Here is a 20,480-nt window from a genome sequence, read left to right on the forward strand (position 1 = left end):
GACTACTTTCCCTACCATTTTACTATTAAATGGAAAGGAGTGGAGAAGAGCTTGATAATTTAACTGAAGATTAAATAAAAATGAGAAATCAGGGAATAAACTAGGAACTGGTGAGAACGAAACTCCAGTGTACCCGAAAAAACTTCAAAAGCGATAATCAAGGGCGATACCCTGGCGGGCAGAGCTGACCATGGGCCGCACCATGAGTTTAGGTACATTGGGGTTGCTGTGTAGTTTGTGTAACGCGGCTGCGGTAAAGTAACCTATTGCGGCTCCAAAAAACACATCGGAGGTCCAGTGAACATTCTCGTTGACCCTTGAGAGCGCGGTCATGGTTGCTAGCGTGTAAGCCAGGGGAGGGACCCAGATGTGACGCTCGTACTGCTTGGCAAACACCGTTGCGATGGCGAACGCTGTGGTGGTGTGCCCGGAGGGGAAAGCCAAACCCTCACCGGCAAATGGACCGGCAAAGTCATCAGCCTCTGTCGTATTGTTGGGGCGTTCCCTGCCTATCAGGTGTTTCAACGTCAATGTGAACGCGCCTGAGATTAAAAAACTTTCAGTTGCAAGCAGAGCTGTGCTCTTCAGTTCTTCATCGTCCCTGAATAAGCCCGTTAAATAGAAAAGGGACAAATACGCTGCGGCGTATCCTCCATCACCGACAACTTCACCCACTTTCAAAAAATCTTTCCGGGCCTTGCTGGGGTTTTCTTCAATTTCCTCATGCACCTTTTCATCCAGAAACCCGAGCGCTACAGTGGTTCCCCCGATCAATCCCGCTGTTAACCAGTCCCTGGTTTCCCAGTGGAGGGGAGAGGTGACCAGTTTAATGCCGTCTGTGACAATCCCTTTAAAGTAATCCGTATTGAGTTTTACATCCGGGTAGGGGTGAGGGGCAACCTCTGGCTTCACTGATTGCCTTGTGAGCCTTGGCGAATGACGCCTGAGCGGCTGAAGTTTTGAGGTCGCTTTTTTTACCTTATAAGTTTTTTTCGAAGATGCAGGTTTTTTTATTTTGAGGCGGGAATTTATTTCCGGTTTATGGGGTTTTGTTTTTTGGTGTATCTTCCCGGCACAACCAGAGGTCAAGATCAATGTGCCTATCAATACCACGGCAAGCGAACGAAATAATCCACGATGAAGGTTGAAAGGTATCCCTGGGCTGCCTTTTTCAGAAACTTCCAGATCGTCTATATGGGACCCGGAAAAAGGTGACCTCCTATGAAAAGCTTGTTCAAAGACAATCGGAAATAAACTCAGATGAAGGCGAGATTTGATGACAAAGATTCCCCTGAAAATTGATCACGATTGAAAAATTTCGGGCGTGTGATGTCAATTTATTATTAATGAAAGGATTTGGATTAAAGTGTCTCACGGTTTAGCAAACTTTACAATTACTTAGGGGAGGGGTGCTTGACGGTATTCTGTGTTTTTTAACCAAAGAAAAGAGGTTAATGGTTAATCCCTTTAGTTAAATAGGCAATGGGGTTGGTGATTGTTCCTGGATTGAGGATTTTAAAAAGAATATTTGTCTGGGTACACAAAGATATGGATTGAAATGGGGGGGCTAGGAAAGATTAGGAGTGCTTGCATGTAGGAGAGGAAAATAAATCAGACTAAAATTTAATCAATAATTTTTAAGAATTTTGGGACGTTGATGGGTTTGGTTATATAGGATTGAAATCCCAAATTCAGGGCTCTTTTTATATCAGCATCCATAGCGTCGGCAGACAACGCGATTACTGGAATACTATTGATTGATTCTACGGTTTGTGTTTTTTTCAAAAGCGGAAAGGCCATCCATTTTGGGTAAATGGATATCCATTTATATCAAATCGGGTTGAATTAAATTTGCATTTTCAATCCCCGCAATGGGATTGGGAAAATTGTAAAGTTTCAAATGAGGTCTTTTCTTTAAAATATTTTTTACCAATTCTACGTTCGTTTCAATATCCTCTATATATAGAATTTTTCTGTCTACAACAGGACCATTAGATTTGTTGATGGGTAGTGCTCGATTATTGGCAGGGGTTTCGAATTAATTTATTGGGTGAGAATGGATAAGGCCACTCTTTTTTCCGCAGTCTGATTCTAACTGATTCTAAAATATGTTTTGTTTCAGGAGTTTTGTAAATCGTTTTGTAAATTCCGTCGCGTCCTTTCGGCTGAGGTGTGACCACTCAGGGCAATCGAATCCCGAAAGTTCTTCGTAATCTTCGAAATGAATTCCCGGTGCGCCTGTTTTTTCAAGCAACCGATCCCAGTAATCCTCTCGTGGTGTGTATTTATTTTCGATAGTCCTCAATTCTCCGGTTGAGGGCAATCGTACAAAAATTACCCGGCCGCCTTTTGTTCTGATTTTTTCAACCCGGGACCTGGTGTCTTCCAGGATTTTATCGGTATTCTTTTTTACATTCTCCATATGCTCTTCGTGGCTTACGCCCTTTTCTTTTGGAGGAGGGGTGAACAGAGGGAGCCATATCTGCTGAATCCGATGCTGCAGGCTTTGATCAGTCGCGGCGAGCTGTGTCATTCCGGCCTGTCGTTCTTCGTTGATCTCATGAAAATACGGCGGTAATTCCGGTGGCGTTTTAATGCCTTCGCGATTTGGAATTTTCAGTTCTAGTAACAACTTGTTCAACGTCAGATCGTCCTGATTCAAAAACGCGAATCGGTTTTCAAGAATCATCGCCAGTTGATGTCCCGCGCGCTGGGTCGGACTCCATTCCCGGTACCGTCTGAGATGATTGTTCGGGCTTTTAACCGGAGGACCCCCGGGTGCGAAAAATAAACTGGGGACGACCCCGACGATCACTGTTCCATGGTATTCAGAGTGATTCGCGAGGTCTTCGAGATAAGGGCCCGGGTTGGTGCCAACAGTAGAAAGTTGTAAGGGGCGCTCCCCAAATTCTTTTTCATAAACATCCATATCGAAATCAAACAGCATGCGCGAAGAACCAATGAGTACTGTGCGTCCAGGGTCCTTGTCTACTAAGGCTCGGCGACTGGCCCATAAATCTTCTGTATCGTTCAGGGTTGGACGATAGCCTTTAGTCCAGACCATCATTTCCCATCCCAACACCAGCATGGAAGTCAAGCCAACGGTCACCATTGCCAATAGCACCCAGTGCTTTTGGGGGACAATGCGTTCAAGTTTATAGGTTTTAAAACTGGAAGTAGATGAAGGCATTTGCCCCTCCCTGCATCAGGATTAAACCAAACAACATGGCGGTCCAGACTGTCACGATCCACCAGGACGGCATATTTTGTATTGCGTGTTCCAGTTTCTTTTCATGCAGAAACCAATGCGACGCGAGCAGGCCACCGACTACGACGGAAACTTGAATCATGTCCAGCGTGGGCAGCAGCAGTGCGCCACCGCCGGAAAAATTAAATAAAGAACCGAACATCATGCAGGCGGTTTTGAAATCGCCCGCCCGGAAAAATACCCAGGCCAGACTCACCAGGATGAAGGTGAGTATTCCCAGAAAGAAGCGGCCAGCAACAGTTTTGACCCATGCGATGTCCTTGTACCATTGGCGCAGGAGGTGCTCGACCACCAGGTAACCCCCATGCAACACACCCCAGGCAACAAATGTCCACGATGCACCGTGCCAGAGTCCGCCGAGGAACATGGTGAACATCAGATTAAACAGGGTACGCGAAGTGCCGTGCCGGTTGCCGCCCAGCGGGATGTAGAGATAGTCACGCAGCCAGGTTGAGAGCGTGATGTGCCAGCGTCGCCAGAAATCTGAAAACCCGATAGCCGCGTAGGGAGAACGAAAGTTATCCGGCAGGATGAATCCGAGACAAAGCGCTACCCCGATGGCACAAGTGGAATAACCGGCGAAGTCACAAAAAATTTGAGCCGAAAAAGCCAGCAGTCCAAGCCAGGCATCGAGTACAAAGATGCTGCCACTGTGGCTGAATACCTTGTCGGTAGCAGAAGACAGCATCCCATCCGCGAGCACCACCTTCTGGAACAAACCGAGTGTAATGAAGTAAAGGCCCCAGCCGAATTGATCGCGCGTGGCACGGCGCGGTTTGAGGCACTGCGGAAGAAAATCGGTAGCACGGACGATGGGCCCCGCCACCAGTTGCGGGAAAAAGGTGACGTACAACGCGAAGTCGAGGAACGAATGGCAGTGCGGTGTTTTGCGGAAGTACACATCCAGCGTGTAAGACAGGGTCTGGAACGTGTAAAACGATATCCCAACCGGCAAAATGATGTTGGGTGCCGCCGCTTCAAACGGAATGCCCATCATATTCATGGCTTCGATAAAGTTTTCCAGCAGGAAGGTGCCGTATTTGAAAAACCCCAGTAACCCGAGATTGACCGCAAGGCTTATTGAAAGCAGGAGGCGACGCTTGGCTTTGACCTCTTCCGTTTCAAGTCCCTTGGCGACGTACCAGTCGACCAGTGTAGAGATCCAGAGGAGAATGACGAACGGAGGATTCCACGCCGCATAGAAAAGATAACTTGCCAGGAGCAGGATGGTCTTCTGAATTCTCCAAGACGATACGGAATAATGCAACGCCAGCACGATGACGAAGAAAACGACGAATGTCAGGGAGTTAAACAGCATATTGGAGGTAAGGTTGGGGTGTGATAGGCAGAAATTAACAACCTCTTCATTCTACATATTATGTTGACGGTTAGAAAGGAGACCTTTAAATAACTCAAAGACCTGAAGTAAAGGTGAGATTATTCGAGGAGTTTATCCTTAGCGAAGAAGGGCTTATAAAGACATTGCCCTAATTTAATGTGTCACACTGAGCTTGTCGAAGTGCGGCTATCACTGCTATCACCTCCGTACTCAAACGGGATATTGGCTCTGGCTGGTCTTACCATAACGGGAAACCTTAGTTCGTTTAAGTGGGCTAAATTGAATGGTTTTCGGGAGGGGTGTTCGTAGGCTGACGCAAGCGTATATCGTGGCGCGGAATTGTCGTTCGGGTACATTATTTTTTTCGAAACCATTCTCCGATTTAGCCTTCGCTTGAAGTTTTGATCTTCTCCACGAGTTTTGTATAGTAGGGACGTTAGTCAGAGGCTTCCTTAATTTACAAGTTCAATCTGGAGACATCATGTCCTGCCCACGCGTTTTCAAACTTGCTTTCAATATTGTCCTACTTGTTTTCCTTGTCCTGCCTTCGGTTTCTTTTGGCGTCGAATCCGACAATACCAGTAATGAAACTCCGTCAAATATCAGGGCGGTAGTCAGCAATCAGGAAATTCATCTGTCGTGGGATCATCTTGATATAACTGTTGATCAATACAGAATTGATATTGCAGAGGTGGATCAGGATACAGGAACCATCTCTCCAAAAGGTTTTTATGAGTTTACTCCAGAAACGATCCGTGATTTGGGTGGAGACAAGCAGGAAGCTTCCCTTGCCATTCAATTCCTGCCGGATGGTGTGACTCCGTTACAAAATTCAAAAAAATATTCATTGTCGGTTCGGGCCGTGACCAACGGGCAATTGAGCGATTCGAGTGAAGTCGTGACCGCCGTTCCCCATGTGATATCGGCGGATCCTCCCGCAACTCCCATTTTGTTTCTCCATGGTTTCACGGGCAGCTCTGGCGGCACGTTTGGTGATACGACCCAGTTTCTGGAACAGCAGTTGGGCTGGACCCGCGGCGGTAATCTGAAAATTGTTGGCGACAATTTCAATCTGGTTCCGGAAAACTTTAACGCTAATGGTGATTTTTTCACGATGGATTTTGGCGATGATACGGCAACCTATCCGGATTCCCAGGGGTTGATCCATCAGGCGGAAGAGTTGGAAGTCGCCATAGATTATTTAAAAAGCCAGGGGGTCTCACCCATCATGGTGATGGGGCATAGTAACGGTGGACAGGTGGCAAGGTACTATCTTGCCAATCATCCGCAGGCCGCAACCAATGTCACCAAATCCATTGCTTACGGATCTCCGCACCGGGGAGCGGATCTCAGTTTCTTTGGAGGACCCAGTAACCATGGTATCCGTGACACGTTTTACGCGTGTTCCCCTGCCAACGAAATTGTTTACCAGGGTAAAAACCTGTTTGGGGAAGATATCGACAATCAGTTTTTAACCAACCTGTCTCAGCAAACTCTTCCCACTCTGGATGAAGGTTATGTGTCCATACTGGGAAGTAAAAGAGAGCGCAGTCCGAATTGCCACCCGACCGATCTGGGCGATGGGGTGGTAGCGCGGACCAGTCAGGATCTACGGCTGGTTGATAACCCACCGGAGAATATTAAAACCATTTTGACGGACCACCTTCATTCCGGTCAGGGGAATCACTTCAGCGCTGTGATGTGCGGGATGGATCAATCGAGATGCGCTGTTTTTTCCATGAAGTATCAAGGCAATGATCCTGTAACGCTACAGGTGACGTCTCCAACGGGTGAGAGGGTGAGGGAAGCGGGTGCCTCTTCAGAGTTGATTGAAATCCCCGGAGCGGATTTGATGGAAGTATCCGATGAAGGTGCTATTGAGATGGATACGGTGATCGTACCTTTCGCGGACCCTGGGGTTTTCACCGTGCTGCTGACTCCAGCAAGTGGATCTTCTCCTACTGATATCTTTACTCTGGTAGCAGAGGTAGGAGGAGTCGAAGTGGTGCTTGCCGAAGATATGATGGTGCAGGACCTACCGCCTGCAGGCTTCACGGTGCTGGTACCGTATCCATTGGGGCATTCTGATTTTGATGGCGATACCCAGTCCGATGTTCTTGCGGTTCATTCAAGCGGATTGCTGATTTCTGTTCTGGTAAAAGATTCAGTGTTTCAGGAGTTCGGGTTCCTCACCCAGGCGGACCCAGTCGCGGGCTGGACGGTTAATGCGACTGGAGATTTCAATGGGGACAAGAAAGCGGACCTGCTGCTCTACAACACAACCACCGGTGAATACCGTACCGTTTTATTGGATGGTGCCACCGTCTTAAGCGATACGGTGGTGTTCACCATCGATCCTGTGATTGGTGTTGAACCACGCGGCGTCGGTGATTTTGATGGCGATGGTGAAGTCGAGATCATTGTCTACCATCCTCCCAGCGGGTTCACCGGCCTGGTTTATCTTACTGGTGGTATTTTCTCCTCCTTTGAAGAGGCAACTGTCATTGATGTCGCAGGTAACTGGACACTTGAAAATACAGGACACTTTAATTCCGACAATAAAACGGATCTACTCATCACCAACACGGTCACGGGTGAATCTGCTGTGATCGAAATGGATGGTTCGACAGCTACCGGCCCTACATCCATATTCACCTTTGCACCGGCAACCGGATGGTCAGTGAAAGACACGGGTGATTTCAACGGTGACGGTAAGACGGATGTATTGATCCTCCATAGTACCGGGGCGCTCGGTGTGCTGGTAATGGATGGTCTCGTATTCCAGAGTTTTTATGTTCCGGGCGGACTGTTATCTCAATGGGATCTTGTCAATGTTGGCAACTACGACGTCAGTAACAAGGCGGATTTTCTGATCTTTGACACGTCAACCGGCGACCTGATGACTGCTGTACAGGATGGGACAACTATCACAGCCTATACTCCCGTACTCAACCTCGGTCTGGGGTCTGGCTGGTCTTACCACAGTGGAAAACCATAGTTGGAATTTTTATTCGAGCGGGTTTTCTTAAGAAAGCCCGCTTGACAAAATTTTCCTGTGTGTATTCTGAAAATAATGCTGGAACTATATGTCTATCCTTACCCCACCAAGAAAATTCCGTGAAGAGCTGCTTGATCTTGATCAAGCTCCGTTTGAAGAAGTAAAAGACAGTTTAAAAGATGTCCAGACGGTCAATGAATATCTGAGCGGTTATCGCGTTCTCCTCCATCATATCGAAAAATTTTTCAAAGCAGCAAAGGGTGCACCGCTTTCCATCCTGGACGCCGCGACGGGATCAGCGGATCAACCTCGCGCGGTTATCAAGCTGGCACGCCAGAAAAACTGGCCCGTCCAAATCACCGCTCTTGATATCAACCGAAAAATGTTGCGTTTTTCCAGAGAAGAGACAAGAGGATATCCTGAGATCAGCTTTGTTCAGGGCGACGTGCTCAACCTCCCATTTAAGGACAACAGTTTTGATGTAGTCATCAACAATTTGTCTTTGCACCATTTTGAGCGCCAGCATGCGATAAAAATGATGAGTGAGTTTTCCAGGCTCAGTCGGATGGGATTCATCATCAACGATCTGCATCGTAGTCGTGTCGCCCATGCCGCCATCTGGATATTGACCCGATTGCTGACAAAAAATCGCCTGACCCGTTACGATGCCCCGGTATCGGTGTATAACGCATTCACTCCGGACGAAATGGAGGCTATGGCGCGTGAAGCTGGTTTAAAGCACCACAAGGTTCACCGACATTTTCCATACCGGCTGGCTTTAGTTGAAAACAAGACCGGCGACTGAACTGTTCTCCTGTTAAGCTGAAAATATGAATTCACCTGATGTCATTGTCATTGGTGGTGGGCCTGCTGGATGCGCCTCGGCAATATTTCTGGCTCAGTCGGGGAAGCGAGTGGTTCTTCTCGATCGAGCCAGGTTTCCCCGCGACAAAGTTTGCGGCGAATTTATCAGTCCCGCCGCAGACGACCTTTTGTCCGAGCTTGGAGTGTTGGAGGAAATAGAATCGCATTCTCCATTGAGACTGGGCGGCGTGGCGGTCTCCGCCTACGGTGGGAAGGAAGTGGTTTGTCCTTATCCGGAACGCCCAGGAATTACGGGGCCGGTCACCAGTTTGTCGTTTGAGCGGTTGCAACTGGATCAGTTATTGATTGATCGGGCGAAGGCCGTCGGGGTAGAGGTGAGGGAAGGGCACCAGGTGTATGACCTGATTATTGATGACGCGCATGCTGTTGGTGTTAATGTGCGAGACCCGGACAAGTCTGACTTCGAGATCAAAGCACCGCTCGTGATCGATGCTGGTGGAAGGAACGCCGTTTCCCTGCGAAAGTTTGGCCTTCGAAAAAATGAAAAGGGAGGTAAAAAAATTGCTTTGGCCGCCCATTGGGAAGGGGCGACCTTTGCCGGACAATTTTGTTATATGCATATCAGTCGACCGGGATACACGGGCATGTCCCCGACAACGGGGGGTGGAGCAAACGTTGTGCTGGTGGTGGATCATCAGGCTATTAAGGGAAGGGGGTTAGATACCGCCTATAGAGAAATCATAATGTCGAATCCACGAAGGCGATCCTTTCTGGAAAATGCCCGGCCTCTTGAAAAGGTAAGAGCCATAGATTCTCTGGCATTTCAGATTGATTCCGTACCGGTTGGCGGTTTGATGCTGGTGGGAGATGCGATGGGATTTATTGATCCTTTTACCGGTGAGGGCATTTACCTTGCGTTGAGGTCTGCCCGGTTGGCGGTGGATTGCGCCCAGAATGCTTTTGCCACCAAAAATTTTTCCAGGACAGTGCTGGCTGAATATGAGGCCCGACGTGAAAGCGAATTCGGTAAAAAGTTTTTATTATGTCGATTGCTGCAACATCTGATTGCCAGCCGGTATCTTTGCAAAAGTACCGTGTCGCTATTGGACAGGCGTCCTGACCTAGCAGATGCACTGGTGGGGGTGATTGGAGATTATTTGTCTCCGGGGAAAGTGGTTTCCCCTGTATTTGCTATGAAGCTGGTATCGGGTTTTCTTGGTGGAGGTAATTCCGGTAAAAATATTCGACCCAATGGGAAAAACAAAACGCCGGAGATGGAAAAGTCTCCGGCGTTGACAAATACCTCTTTGTAATCGGAAAAAATATTTATTTTCTTAAGTTGTATTTGGGAATTAGCCTCAATGCAGGTTGCTTTGATATTGTTCCAGAATTTCACCCAAACGATCTTTAGTTTTCAATTTTTGTTTTTGAATGGTTTTCTTTTCAACTTCCTGCTCGGGGGACAAAAACTTCATGCCATTTAATTCTTCCACCCGGTTTTTAAGTTTTGTGTGTTCTTCATAGAGTTCTTTGAACTCTAGATTTTCACCCTTGATTTTTTCAAGTAGTCCAAGCTCAATTTCCATTCCATTTTCCTCCAGATAAAAGCATTTATGCAGGTTCAGTCTCCGGGAGTTCGTTTAGGTTTTTTTGCGCCCGGTAATTTGGTTTTTTAAAGCAACCCCGTGGCTACGCAGAACCGCCCAGGATGCTATGGGTTTCCTTTAAAGTTAATTTCCGCCTCTGGTTTTCTGAGGTAACGGAGGTTCAATTGATTTAAGTTGAAGCTGGAGTTTTTTTCAAAGTTTTTAAGTCCGATTTTTCCTGCTGCCCCCGCCACGGTTGGGGAACCTGGCGGAGCTGACTTTTGAAACCGGTTTTTAAGATGCTCGGTAAAAAAGTCCTTGTACCGATCAGACCCGGGGCCAACAAACTCTACAGGCTGGTCGATACGGTTTAAAACTTCGGTCGGGCTGAGTACTTCTTCATCTCCAAGGGGTGTCAGATCGTCCCCTGATTTTTGAAAGAGGGCATAATACACCTCTCCTTTCCGCGCGTCCAGTAAAGAACAGACCCTTTCTGAATTGTTCCCCGACAGGCTTGCCCAGGCTTTTAAAGACGATACACCTAAAACGGGTTTTTCAGTTGCCAGAACAAACCCCTTGATCAGGCTCAGCCCCACTCTTAATCCTGTAAAGGACCCCGGACCATTGGTAAAAATATAGCCGGAAACTTCTTTCAAGGGAATGCCTGCGTCGGATAGAACCTGATCCACCAATGATAATAGTGGGTTGTGTGCAGGTGGGGAATGGTCTCTGGCTTGTTCGGATAAAATGTGTTGTTTGTCTAGAAGAGCGACACTAAGCAACGGTGTGGAACTGTCAATCGACAATAACTTCATGTCGCAGCTCCATGCTGTATTCGGGGAATCTCAGGGACAAAGTCATCGGCGCCCTATAGAGAGAAGTGTTGAATTTTCCTTTACTAAAAATAGGGTATAGGCTGGAAAATGTCAAACGCCTGTTACTCTTGTAGGAATTCTTCGGATGGGGTCCTTTTAACTATTGAATTTATTGAACTTATTTTCTTGACAAATTTATGGTTCGGGATTATTTTTACTGTGCGTGAAATGGTAATTAAACTCTAAGAGTTTGAAATTACTGGCTGTACAGGATGCGAACTGTTTTTTAATAAAACTTGGATCCCAACCATCCATATTGGGGATGAGGAGGCCGCATGTTCTATGAAGTCAGGGTTTTAGACAAAACAGGTGATATCAAAAAAGTAATCTCATCTAAAAAACTGAGTAAGAAGTTTTGGGACAAGCATACTCAGCCACAAGAGTTCTCAGGAAAGCAAAATTACGAGGAAGTGGAGTCAGAACCAGAATGGAAACCTGAGGTTTCTAGTGGAAAGGTTGAAGTATTAAATGAAGTTTATGAATAGTCGAAGCTATATTTTATAAGCCGGTTCCCGAATGGGGGCCGGCTTTTTTTATTGTTTTGCGAAGTGTGCCATTTTAATCCTCTATTTATTGTAGAATAACAGGCTTGTTTAACGCCAATGGTTTTCTCTGGGGGGCTTTCCTTCCAGTGCCATTAATTTTTTAAGGGATTTTATGTATATCACCACTCCGGAGCAACTGGCCGAGTTTTGTGAAAAGTTGGGTCAGCCAGAAATGATGGCTATTGACACCGAGTTTGTCAGGGAAAAAACCTATTACCACAGACTGGGACTGGTGCAGGTTGGGGCCGAAGGCCATTACGCAGCAATAGATCCGATATCGATAAAGGATTTGACACCCTTGCTTAACCTGATTGCAAACCCTGAAACTTTAAAAGTGTTTCATGCGGGCAAACAGGATCTGGAAATCCTTTATAACCTTATGGGAGAAGCAGTCAATCCAATTTTTGACACCCAGATTGCAGCTTCTCTTCTAGGTTGGGGAGGACAAATCTCTTTTGCCAAAGTTGTCAAACGCGTAACGGGAAAAACGATCCATAAAACGGAAACCTATTCCGACTGGTGCCGACGTCCTTTGAGCAAAAGCCAGATTGATTATGCCATCGATGATGTGCGTTACCTGGTTCCTGTCTATGAATACCTTGTGAAGTCGCTGGAAAAAATGGGTCGTTTGGATTGGCTGGAGGAAGAGTTTCTACCGTTGACAGATCCCAAAAATTTTACTCCTGCAGAACCTTCCCGTCAGTTTATGAGGATAAAAAATTTCCGGACCTTAAAACCTCGTAACCTGGCTGTCCTTTGTGAGCTTGCAGCCTGGAGAGAAGAAGAGGCCATGCGTCGGGATTGCCTCGCCAAATTTATTATCCGTGATGAGCCGCTTCTGGAAATGGCCCGGAAAACGCCCGGCGATATTAAAGCCCTTGAAATGATCCGGGGGATTCATGGAAAGGAAATCAAGAACAGCGGGAAAAAAATATTGAAAGCTATTGAGCGTGGACTGGAAATGCCGGAGGAAAATATTCCGAAAATTCCAGAATCGAACAGTTACTCCACTCGAAGAGGGGTCGAAGAACTATTGATCGCCTATGTTCAGGTCAGGTCAGAAGATTTGAAAATTGAGCCTCATGTTTTGGCTGACAGAAAACAGATACACGATTTTGTCAAACGTCACGAGCTAAAAGAAAACCTGGAAGGCCACTCTCTACTGTCAGGTTGGAGGCACACTTTGATTGGAGCAGAGCTGCATGACATGTTGACAGGGAAAGCAGGTCTTTCGATAAATGATCAGGGGCGCGTAGTCCTGGTTTATGGAGGAAGCGAACCTTCTTCGTCCTGAGTTGACATTTTGATTTTTAAAAAACGTTTTTTATAATCGTTTTGGGATTGTTGAATAGCCTGGATGATCACGTAAGGCTTTCAAGTCCGGGTCAGTTTCCAACCCTTGCATATCGCTATATCCCTTGCGGACAGCTTCTGCCAAAGCTTCCAATCCTTTTTCTACATCTCCCGTCAGTGAAAAATAACAAGCCAGGTTGTAATGAAGCTCAGGCATTTCAGGGGCCTGTTTTTCTAACCGATCCAGTATCTGCCTCGCCTGGGGAAATCGTTTCTGTCTCATGAGTGCTGTGCTCATATTCACATAAACAGGAAGAAGCCGGGATTCATGGCCAAGGGCCATTTCGTATTGGTGTACCGCCTTGTCCCACTGATTTGACCGCAAAAACTGGTTGCCTTTATTGTAATGGAAAATGGCCATTCGCCGTTGAGCTTCCGGATCCTGGTGGTCTGCATGGGACCCCTCCTCATGTTTGTGACTGGTTGCGGAGGTATTATTTTCATGAAGTCCGGGCCCGTCCACAAATGCGGCGATAAGGGCAGCCATAGTCATCAGTGCTAAAGCCAGCGTTGGTTTTTTTGAAAAGTCGTTGCTCATTGAAAGATATTTCCCAAAGATTCCATTCTCTAAAGAATACCGCAATCCGGAAACAGGTTCATCAATTCTTTGAGAGAGCCAATATAGGGCGCGCGTTCAATATGGGCCCCTTGTGAGGAAAGGTTGAGGATGCGAATTTCCGGGTGCGTTTCCGCTATTTGTTCAATCGTTCTGAGATAACTGAACAGGGCAGGGCTGGTGAAAAGGTTTTGTCCATGACACCCGGGGACCTTGATTTTTTCATACCTCCTGGAACGTGTATTTTGTAATCCACCAGCCGCAATCTCGCGCGTGAGGTTTGTTGCCTCTTCCAGCTGATTTTCCGCTTTCCGACCGTAGACACGTCCACCAGGGAAGGCACAATCCTGTCCCACTAAAAGAATGGGGTCACAACCCATCTGGATCAGGCAATCCAATGCCAGGCAGGAAACAGAACCTCCCGCTTTGCTCATTCCTTTTTCTGCGGCCAACGACGCATGGTCGAGAGTGATTTTATGGCCGTCTTTAAAGACCACAAATTTATTTCCCTGAAAATGGCGAATTATTCTTGGGTGCGATGTTGGTTGAAAAACAAGCGAGGTCTGGCTTGCAAGATGGTTTTCGAAATGGAAAAAACTTTCATTTTGTGGATCCACAGAAAAAACATAATCGGCTTGAATACTTGCCGACTCGAGAAGTGGGAAGGCCGTGTCCACACAACCCGTAATACAAAAATCAGTGAGTGCAGGCAGGAAATGCATCATCCCGTCCAGGGATGGGCCCGCAGAAACCAATATGGCAGGCTTAGATGGAAATTTATTCTGCAACATTCTAATTCCCGGGCTTTGAGTCACGATTCCCCAGTTAATTTCAGCGTTTTGTTGTTCCAGGTTCCCAAATAGGGCAGGGACTTTACGTTCAAGACGCAGGACCTCAAGAGCTCTTAAGATATTCGGAAATTTTTTGGGCAGACACTCGTAGGAAGAGGGATGAAACAATAAGATTGGTGGCTGTCCGTCTTCAGGGCATAATCTGCCCATGGCTTCTGATATTTTATCTGCAGCTTCAGTTTCAGTGTCTGAGTAGACCAGTTGAAACCTCGGATCTTTTGCAAGATAGGCCATGTCGTTTAAGCTGAAGGCCGCTGTGAGAACATCCGGGTTGAGTTCGATGACGATGAGCTCACCTTCCGGGCCAATTTTGTTCAGGAGCGCTTTAATGTGATATCCCAACCCGAAACCATAAAGTCCAATTCGGCTACCTGATGTTATTTTTGAAGCGAACCCTGCAGCTTCTTTTGTAGGGTCATAGGAGCTGTGGAGTAAAATATCTTTAAAACGTCCAGTTGTGGGTCCTGATCGACTGGGAAATAATTCAACAGACTTTGACGTCGATCCAGACAGTCTGGAAAGGGCAGGTATTTCTGCTTTAAAAGCTTCGATATTTTTCAGGAAAGTTGAATTCATGCGGCGAATTAATTTCTGGCGGGACAACGTCCCATCATACCATCAAGCTGAGGTAAACTTGAAATCGGACTTATTTAGGATAGAATTCACGATACGCTACAGTGGTATTCACTTTTTTTCTAACTTCCCACCCCAGAGCCCTCTATGATCCAGGTGTTGCCTGAGACCCTTGCTAACCAGATTGCCGCTGGGGAGGTTGTTGATCGTCCTGCTTCTGTGGTCAAGGAATTGGTAGAAAATGCGATTGATGCCGGTGCACGAAAAATCAGGATTGAGATTGAGGGGGCGGGGAAAAACACCATCCGCATTTCTGACAATGGTAAAGGGATGTCCCCTGCGGATGCGGCATTGGCATTTGAGCGGCATGCCACCAGCAAGGTGGCGACCCCTGATGATTTGTTCGGGATAGAAACGCTGGGTTTTCGTGGAGAAGCTTTACCCAGTATTGCCTCGGTTTCGAGGATCAGGCTCACGACAGCTACTGAAGACGGTGGAGGAGCCGGGACGGAAGTGGTGATTGAGGGTGGCAGTGCCTCAGTTGTTCGTGAGATAGCCCATTCCCAAGGCACTGCCGTGGAAGTGTCCGACCTGTTTTACAATACCCCGGCCCGCAAAAAATTTCTAAAGGCCGACTCTGCAGAAACTCGAAGCATCACCCAGGTGGTAACGCAACAGGCGTTGGCCTGGCCTGAAGTCGCCTTCCAGTTGATCAACGGAGGTCGCAAGGTGATCGACACTCTTTCCACAGATCAAACTTTATACCGTATTGCAGAATTGTTCGGTGCAGACATGACCCGGGAATTGATCAGTGTCGACCAGACAGAAGGATCTCTCCAGGTTAAAGGGTTTGTTTCCAGTCCGGTTTTTACCAAATCCAACAGAAATGCCCAGTATTGCTACATCAATTCCCGGTTTGTAAAAGACAAAATTATCCTGAGCGCCACTCAACTGGGTTACAGCCATTTGCTACCTCGAGGCCAGCATCCCGCGATTTTTTTATTTCTCACCATGGACCCGAAGGAAGTTGATGTCAACGTTCATCCAGCCAAAGCGGAAGTCCGGTTTGCGCACCAGCAGGAGGTGCATCTTTTTATCATGAGGGCTGTGAAAAATGCTCTTCGCGATAATTTTAAACCCGAAGAGATGTCGCCACCCTCCGATACAAATGTTTCAGGTCAACCGGGTCAGACTTTTTATCAAGGCTATGAGAAAACGGCCGTTCCTAATGTAGAAGATACTTCTCGCCCCCACTCGCCTCAATTAAATCCGTCCCAAAGCATGGCGGGATCCGGGGCCGAGTGTCCTTCTTCATTGTTTGCAACAGAGAGTTGGCAACAGATTATCGGAAGCCCTTCAAATAATGAAAGGGAACAAAAATGGAGTGGGTCTCCTAATCCCGTAAACTTGTTCGATTCCTCTCCTCGGCCAGTCTCGGACCTGATTTATGCAGAATTTGAACCTTTAGGCCAGTTAAATAATTCGTTTATCATCATGCAGGGGCCTAAAGGCATTCTGGTGGTAGATCAGCATATCGCGCATGAAAGAGTGCTTTATGAACGGTTTCGTGAAGCCGCAAGCAGAAAGAGTGTTGAGGTGCAAACCTTAATGTTTCCTTTAGCAGTCGAGTTTTCTCCGGCTGAAGCAACGGTAGTGACCGAGCATCTAACCTGGTTAAAGGAAATGGGGCTGGAAATGGAAGCACTGGGGTCTCAAGGATTCATCCTGAGATCCGTACCAGCCATACTGAAGAATCAGGATCATGAAGAGGTATTAAGGAATATTGCGAAAACTTTGGGAGGAGGTCAGGGGAGTGATCCACTTCAGGATAAATATGATGAAGTTCAGATCATGATGGCCTGTCGACAGGCCATCAAAATAAATCATCCGTTGAATCTTCCTCAAATTCAAAAACTGATCTACGACCTGGAGCAAACTGAAATGCCCTTCACCTGTCCCCACGGACGACCCATTGCTCTACTGTTTGAAATGGATTCAATACTAAGGAAGTTCCATCGGAAATAGATAAGGAACGTGAATTTTTATTTTATTGTGATTTTTTTTATGGAGCGTGCCAGTTTTTTTAGTTTGCTGGTGTTTTTTCTTTTAACAGCTTTACTGGAAGCACGTTTTTTCTTATTGGCTGGAATCGTCTGGCTGTCCAGGCTCAAGGTTTCCACATCCCGCAGACATTTCTCCCGAGTCTTCGGGGGCAGTTTCCTGAAATGGTTTAATATTTTTTTTTCTCTTGAATTTACCGTTATCAGAAAATCATCTCGATATCCTTTGACCATCAATCTGCCTTCGGGCAGAGAACCACTGATTACATATAATTTTTCCGGTTTGTTGGGAGGAATCAGGGTATCAGGCTGATTTAGTTCTTCTGAGTCCAGGGGGGTGGTCAGGAGCCTGTCCAGGCTGACATTGCCAAGGCTCGAAATTTTAACAAGGGTTGCAGCGGGCACATCCCTTTCTCCAGATTCATATCTGACATAGGTTCTAAACCCTATGCCCAGGACTTGCGCAAAAGCGGTTTGTGTGCAGTTGAGATTGTTTCGAATTACTTTCATGTTTCTGGAAAGGATTGTCATCACCACTACTTTCTTTCATTGGATAAAAAAGATCCGCCAAAAAGAGTCGAGGGATGATAGCAAAAATAAACTGGAGGGAGAATTGTTTTTTAGCAGGAGAGGGGGATTTTTTTTACCAAAAAAGCGAGAAGAATAATTTTAAGAATTACATTTACGCCAGTTCAATGCCGTTCTTTCGAAGAAATTTGTAAGCCTCTTCAATCCAGTGTCGTTCTTTTTCCAGTTTATAATCTGGAAGATCTTTTGAACTCCCAATAAGACTTTTCATTGTGTCGATAGCTTCCTGCTTCTTTCCGCGTTTATCCAGGAGCAGGGCGTAGTGATAGTAGGCTTTGAAGAAATGGTAAGAGTTAATGACTGCTTCATAAGCTTTAAGGGCTTTTTCATCATCGCCTGACAACCGGTAACATTCTGCTAGTCCGAATATAGCGTTTCCATAATCGTGCTTTTTGTTTACCTTAACAAGTTCTTCGAGAATCTCAGCAGCCTCCGTATATCTTTGTAACGCATAGAAAGATTTTGCGAGGCCGTATTGCGCATCGATCAGATCCGGATCTCGGGTTACGGCTTCTTTTAACGGAGGAATTGCCAATTCATATTTTTTTTCCTCAAGGTAAAGCAGGCCCAGTTCCTGATGATGATAAGGTTTGTTGAATTTCCCGATCATGTCTTTGAGCTGCAGGGTTTCCTGGGTGTCAATTTCCTTTGTCTGCGGCGGATTATTGAAAAACCCCGGGCTTCCGGATGGAGTCGCAGGGTCCGGAGCTCTGGATTTGACAAAAAAGAAATACGCAAGTGCCCCTACAGGAAAGAGGAAGAACATGATGATCAACCATACAAAATGTTCTTTGCGTTTGATCCAGTCCCAGACCATCCAGATCAATAATATTGCACCCAGAAAAATAAAAATATTCATGCTGATAGTTTGCTTGAGGTGAATGCTAGTGCCCCCTGCCGTTCAAGGATTCCGTTATTGTCATCCAGCAGGAGCACTTTGGGCTTGTGCCCGTCTTCCTTTTTTGTAGCCATAATACCATAAGCTGCAATGATGATTCGATCTTTAATCTCTACTAATCTGGCAGCTGCACCATTGACTGATATACGTCCGCTCCCCCGATTTCCGGGTATGACATAAGTCAAAAACCGGTTGCCATTGTTTATATTGTACACGTGAACCTGTTCATAGGACAGTATTCCCACCTCATCCATCAGGTCTTCATCAATTTCAATGCTTCCCTCATAATCTATGCTTCTGTCGGTGACAATAGCACGGTGAAGCTTGCCGACTAGCATGGTTCTTTGCATGAGCTTTTCTCCACAAGACAGTTGTCGATTAAACGGGCTTTCCCAATATGGACTGCAAGAGCCAGCATGACGGAATTTCCAATTTGGCTTATTTCATCGAAGCGTTTGGGATCGCAAACCGAAACATAATCGATCCTTGTTCCGGTTTGGGATTCTATTACAGATCGTATTTGATTCTTTACAATTTTTGCAGAAGTTTCACCATTTAAAATCATGGTCCTTCCCGATTCCAGGGCCTGGCAAAGAGATCTGGCTGAGATACGTTCCTCAGGATTCAGGTAGGTGTTGCGGGAACTTTGTGCAATGCCGTCCTGTTCTCTGGTAATGGGAAGTCCCAGGACCTTGATATCGAGATTTAGATCAGCCACCATTTTCCGGATGACCTCTAATTGTTGTCGGTCTTTTTCTCCAAATATTGCGATATCGGGCTGCACAATATGAAACAATTTGAGCACAATAGTAGTCACTCCCCGAAAGAATTCAGGTCGGCTTTTCCCACATAAATGTTCCGTGAGATTTTTTACTTCAACAAAAGTGTCAAGATCCTTCGGGACCAGTTCATCCCTGGTGGGTACAAAAACCGCATCCACTCCCAGCTTGGAAAGCAGGTTTATGTCTCGCTCCAGGTTGGCGGGGTAGCTATCCAGGTCTTCTCCAGGCGCAAATTGTATGGGATTTACAAAGATACTGACTACCGTCCGGTCGCACTCTTTTAGTGAATGCTTCACGAGGGCTAAATGACCGTCATGTAGATATCCCATGGTTGGTACGAACCCCACAGTCTGTCCGTTTCCGCGGACAGCGCGGGACCAGCTCTTCATTTCGGAGATGTTGGAAATTTGCTTCATCAGCCGGTCTTTTTTTGTTTTACAGACTTAATGTTTCCAGAATCCATTAGATAAGAATGTTGGGCTTCGGGGAAGGTTTGTTCCTGCACTTCCTTTGCGTAACCTTTCAAAGCAAGCTCCATCTGTTTGCCGATGTCAGCAAATTGTTTCACAAACTTTGGAACAAAGTCCGGATTCATTCCCAGCATGTCCTGTGTTACCAATATTTGACCATCGCATTGAGAGCCTGCTCCAATACCGATAGTGGGAATGTCCAGTTCACCTGTTATCTCTCCGGCGAGGTCGGCCGGGATCGCTTCCAATACGAGAGCGAAGGCGCCGGCTTTCTGTAATTTGACGGCATCTGCCTTGATGCGACGAGCATCAAGATAACTTTTACCTTGAACCTTATAGCCACCCAATTGATGCACTGATTGAGGAGTTAGGCCCAGATGCCCCATCACGGGAATACCGGCTGCAACAATGGCTTTTACCTGAGACTCAATCTGGGCTCCTCCCTCAAGTTTGACGGCCTGGGCACCGGCCTCTTTTAAAAAACGTCCTGCGTTGGCAACTGCCTGTTCCGTGGAAGATTGATAGGACATAAACGGCATGTCGCCAACCAGTAAGGCTCGCTTCAAAGCCCGCCCGACGGCACGCGTGTGGTGCAGCATTTCATCGACAGTGACGGGAAGGGTGGTGTCGTGTCCCAGAGCAACCATGGCGAGCGAATCGCCGACCAGTACCAGATCGATACCGGCGTTGTCGAGGGCGCGGGCGGTTAGAAAGTCGAAGGCTGTGAGTGCGGTTATTTTTCGTTGACTTTTTTTCCATTCCATCAATTGAGGAATGGTTACCGGATTTCCTGGCATGGCGAAACCTTTTTGATGCCTGGAATGTAGAGGGGCCGGGGGGAGAAAGAGACGAAAATTAAAAATGCCCTACCGGAATTTCCGGTGGGCACGGAGGTCTCTTACCTTGATGCTTT

At 46.7% G+C, this 20,480-nt stretch carries 18 protein-coding genes; 6 read left to right on the forward strand and 12 right to left on the reverse strand.

What is annotated here, in order from left to right; all coding sequences use genetic code 11:
• Positions 1–144: 144 nt before the first annotated feature.
• The 3 genes from G3M70_13250 to G3M70_13260 form a co-directional block, all read right to left on the reverse strand.
• The gene (locus G3M70_13250) at positions 145–912 is read right to left on the reverse strand and encodes a phosphatase PAP2 family protein (protein ID QPJ62790.1); all 768 of its coding nucleotides are present in this window, start codon (positions 910–912) and stop codon (positions 145–147) included.
• Between the two features lie 1,189 nt (positions 913–2,101).
• Entirely contained in the window at positions 2,102–3,190 is a 1,089-nt protein-coding gene (locus tag G3M70_13255) for a hypothetical protein (protein QPJ62791.1), read from the reverse strand.
• Positions 3,165–4,586, reverse strand: coding sequence for an MBOAT family protein (locus G3M70_13260; GenBank protein ID QPJ62792.1), 1,422 nt, complete (start codon positions 4,584–4,586; stop codon positions 3,165–3,167). The genes G3M70_13255 and G3M70_13260 overlap by 26 nt, the downstream gene beginning before the upstream one ends.
• Positions 4,587–5,088: 502 nt before the next feature.
• On the opposite strand from G3M70_13260, the gene G3M70_13265 reads away from it, so the two are divergent.
• The 3 genes from G3M70_13265 to G3M70_13275 all read left to right on the forward strand — a co-directional run bounded on the left by G3M70_13265 (position 5,089) and on the right by G3M70_13275 (position 9,743).
• Positions 5,089–7,605: a DUF1749 domain-containing protein gene (locus tag G3M70_13265; protein QPJ62793.1), complete on the forward strand. Its 2,517-nt coding sequence runs from the start codon at positions 5,089–5,091 to the stop codon at positions 7,603–7,605.
• Between the two features lie 88 nt (positions 7,606–7,693).
• Entirely contained in the window at positions 7,694–8,410 is a 717-nt protein-coding gene (locus tag G3M70_13270) for a methyltransferase domain-containing protein (protein ID QPJ62794.1), read from the forward strand.
• 25 nt (positions 8,411–8,435) lie between these two features.
• Positions 8,436–9,743: an NAD(P)/FAD-dependent oxidoreductase gene (locus G3M70_13275; GenBank protein QPJ62795.1), complete on the forward strand. Its 1,308-nt coding sequence runs from the start codon at positions 8,436–8,438 to the stop codon at positions 9,741–9,743.
• A 45-nt stretch (positions 9,744–9,788) separates the two neighbouring features.
• On the opposite strand, the gene G3M70_13280 is transcribed toward G3M70_13275, so the two are convergent.
• Together G3M70_13280 and tsaB are read right to left on the reverse strand one after the other, a co-directional pair.
• Positions 9,789–10,016: a DUF465 domain-containing protein gene (locus G3M70_13280; protein ID QPJ62796.1), complete on the reverse strand. Its 228-nt coding sequence runs from the start codon at positions 10,014–10,016 to the stop codon at positions 9,789–9,791.
• 125 nt (positions 10,017–10,141) lie between these two features.
• Positions 10,142–10,831 (reverse strand): tRNA (adenosine(37)-N6)-threonylcarbamoyltransferase complex dimerization subunit type 1 TsaB, encoded by a 690-nt coding sequence (gene tsaB / locus G3M70_13285; protein QPJ62797.1) that lies wholly within the window; start codon positions 10,829–10,831, stop codon positions 10,142–10,144.
• A gap of 335 nt (positions 10,832–11,166) precedes the next feature.
• Between tsaB and G3M70_13290 the strand changes: the two genes are divergently transcribed.
• Positions 11,167–11,376, forward strand: a complete 210-nt coding sequence (locus G3M70_13290) for a hypothetical protein (protein ID QPJ62798.1) — start codon at positions 11,167–11,169, stop codon at positions 11,374–11,376.
• A gap of 172 nt (positions 11,377–11,548) precedes the next feature.
• Positions 11,549–12,730 (forward strand): ribonuclease D, encoded by a 1,182-nt coding sequence (gene rnd / locus G3M70_13295; GenBank protein QPJ62799.1) that lies wholly within the window; start codon positions 11,549–11,551, stop codon positions 12,728–12,730.
• A gap of 30 nt (positions 12,731–12,760) precedes the next feature.
• Here the strand turns inward: rnd and G3M70_13300 are convergent, their stop codons facing one another.
• Both G3M70_13300 and G3M70_13305 read right to left on the reverse strand, forming a co-directional pair.
• Entirely contained in the window at positions 12,761–13,327 is a 567-nt protein-coding gene (locus G3M70_13300; GenBank protein QPJ62800.1) for a tetratricopeptide repeat protein, read from the reverse strand.
• Positions 13,328–13,356: 29 nt separating this feature from the next.
• Positions 13,357–14,772, reverse strand: coding sequence for a motility associated factor glycosyltransferase family protein (locus G3M70_13305; GenBank protein ID QPJ62801.1), 1,416 nt, complete (start codon positions 14,770–14,772; stop codon positions 13,357–13,359).
• Positions 14,773–14,916: 144 nt separating this feature from the next.
• Between G3M70_13305 and mutL the strand changes: the two genes are divergently transcribed.
• Positions 14,917–16,794, forward strand: a complete 1,878-nt coding sequence (gene mutL / locus G3M70_13310) for a DNA mismatch repair endonuclease MutL (protein ID QPJ62802.1) — start codon at positions 14,917–14,919, stop codon at positions 16,792–16,794.
• Between the two features lie 17 nt (positions 16,795–16,811).
• Here the strand turns inward: mutL and G3M70_13315 are convergent, their stop codons facing one another.
• The 5 genes from G3M70_13315 to panB all read right to left on the reverse strand — a co-directional run bounded on the left by G3M70_13315 (position 16,812) and on the right by panB (position 20,364).
• Positions 16,812–17,360: a helix-turn-helix transcriptional regulator gene (locus tag G3M70_13315; protein ID QPJ62803.1), complete on the reverse strand. Its 549-nt coding sequence runs from the start codon at positions 17,358–17,360 to the stop codon at positions 16,812–16,814.
• 151 nt (positions 17,361–17,511) lie between these two features.
• A complete protein-coding gene (locus tag G3M70_13320) occupies positions 17,512–18,276 on the reverse strand; it encodes a tetratricopeptide repeat protein (GenBank protein ID QPJ62804.1) in 765 nt (254 codons plus the stop codon).
• Complete coding sequence (locus tag G3M70_13325) at positions 18,273–18,665, reverse strand: aspartate 1-decarboxylase (protein QPJ62805.1); 393 nt, start codon at positions 18,663–18,665, stop codon at positions 18,273–18,275. The genes G3M70_13320 and G3M70_13325 overlap by 4 nt, the downstream gene beginning before the upstream one ends.
• Entirely contained in the window at positions 18,647–19,513 is an 867-nt protein-coding gene (locus G3M70_13330) for a pantoate--beta-alanine ligase (GenBank protein ID QPJ62806.1), read from the reverse strand. Before G3M70_13330 ends, G3M70_13325 begins: the two co-directional genes overlap by 19 nt.
• Positions 19,513–20,364, reverse strand: coding sequence for a 3-methyl-2-oxobutanoate hydroxymethyltransferase (panB, locus tag G3M70_13335; protein QPJ62807.1), 852 nt, complete (start codon positions 20,362–20,364; stop codon positions 19,513–19,515). Before panB ends, G3M70_13330 begins: the two co-directional genes overlap by 1 nt.
• Between the last annotated feature and the right edge of the window lie 116 nt (positions 20,365–20,480).

This window comes from Candidatus Nitronauta litoralis (genome assembly GCA_015698285.1).
In the GTDB taxonomy this organism is placed as follows: domain Bacteria; phylum Nitrospinota; class Nitrospinia; order Nitrospinales; family Nitrospinaceae; genus Nitronauta; species Nitronauta litoralis.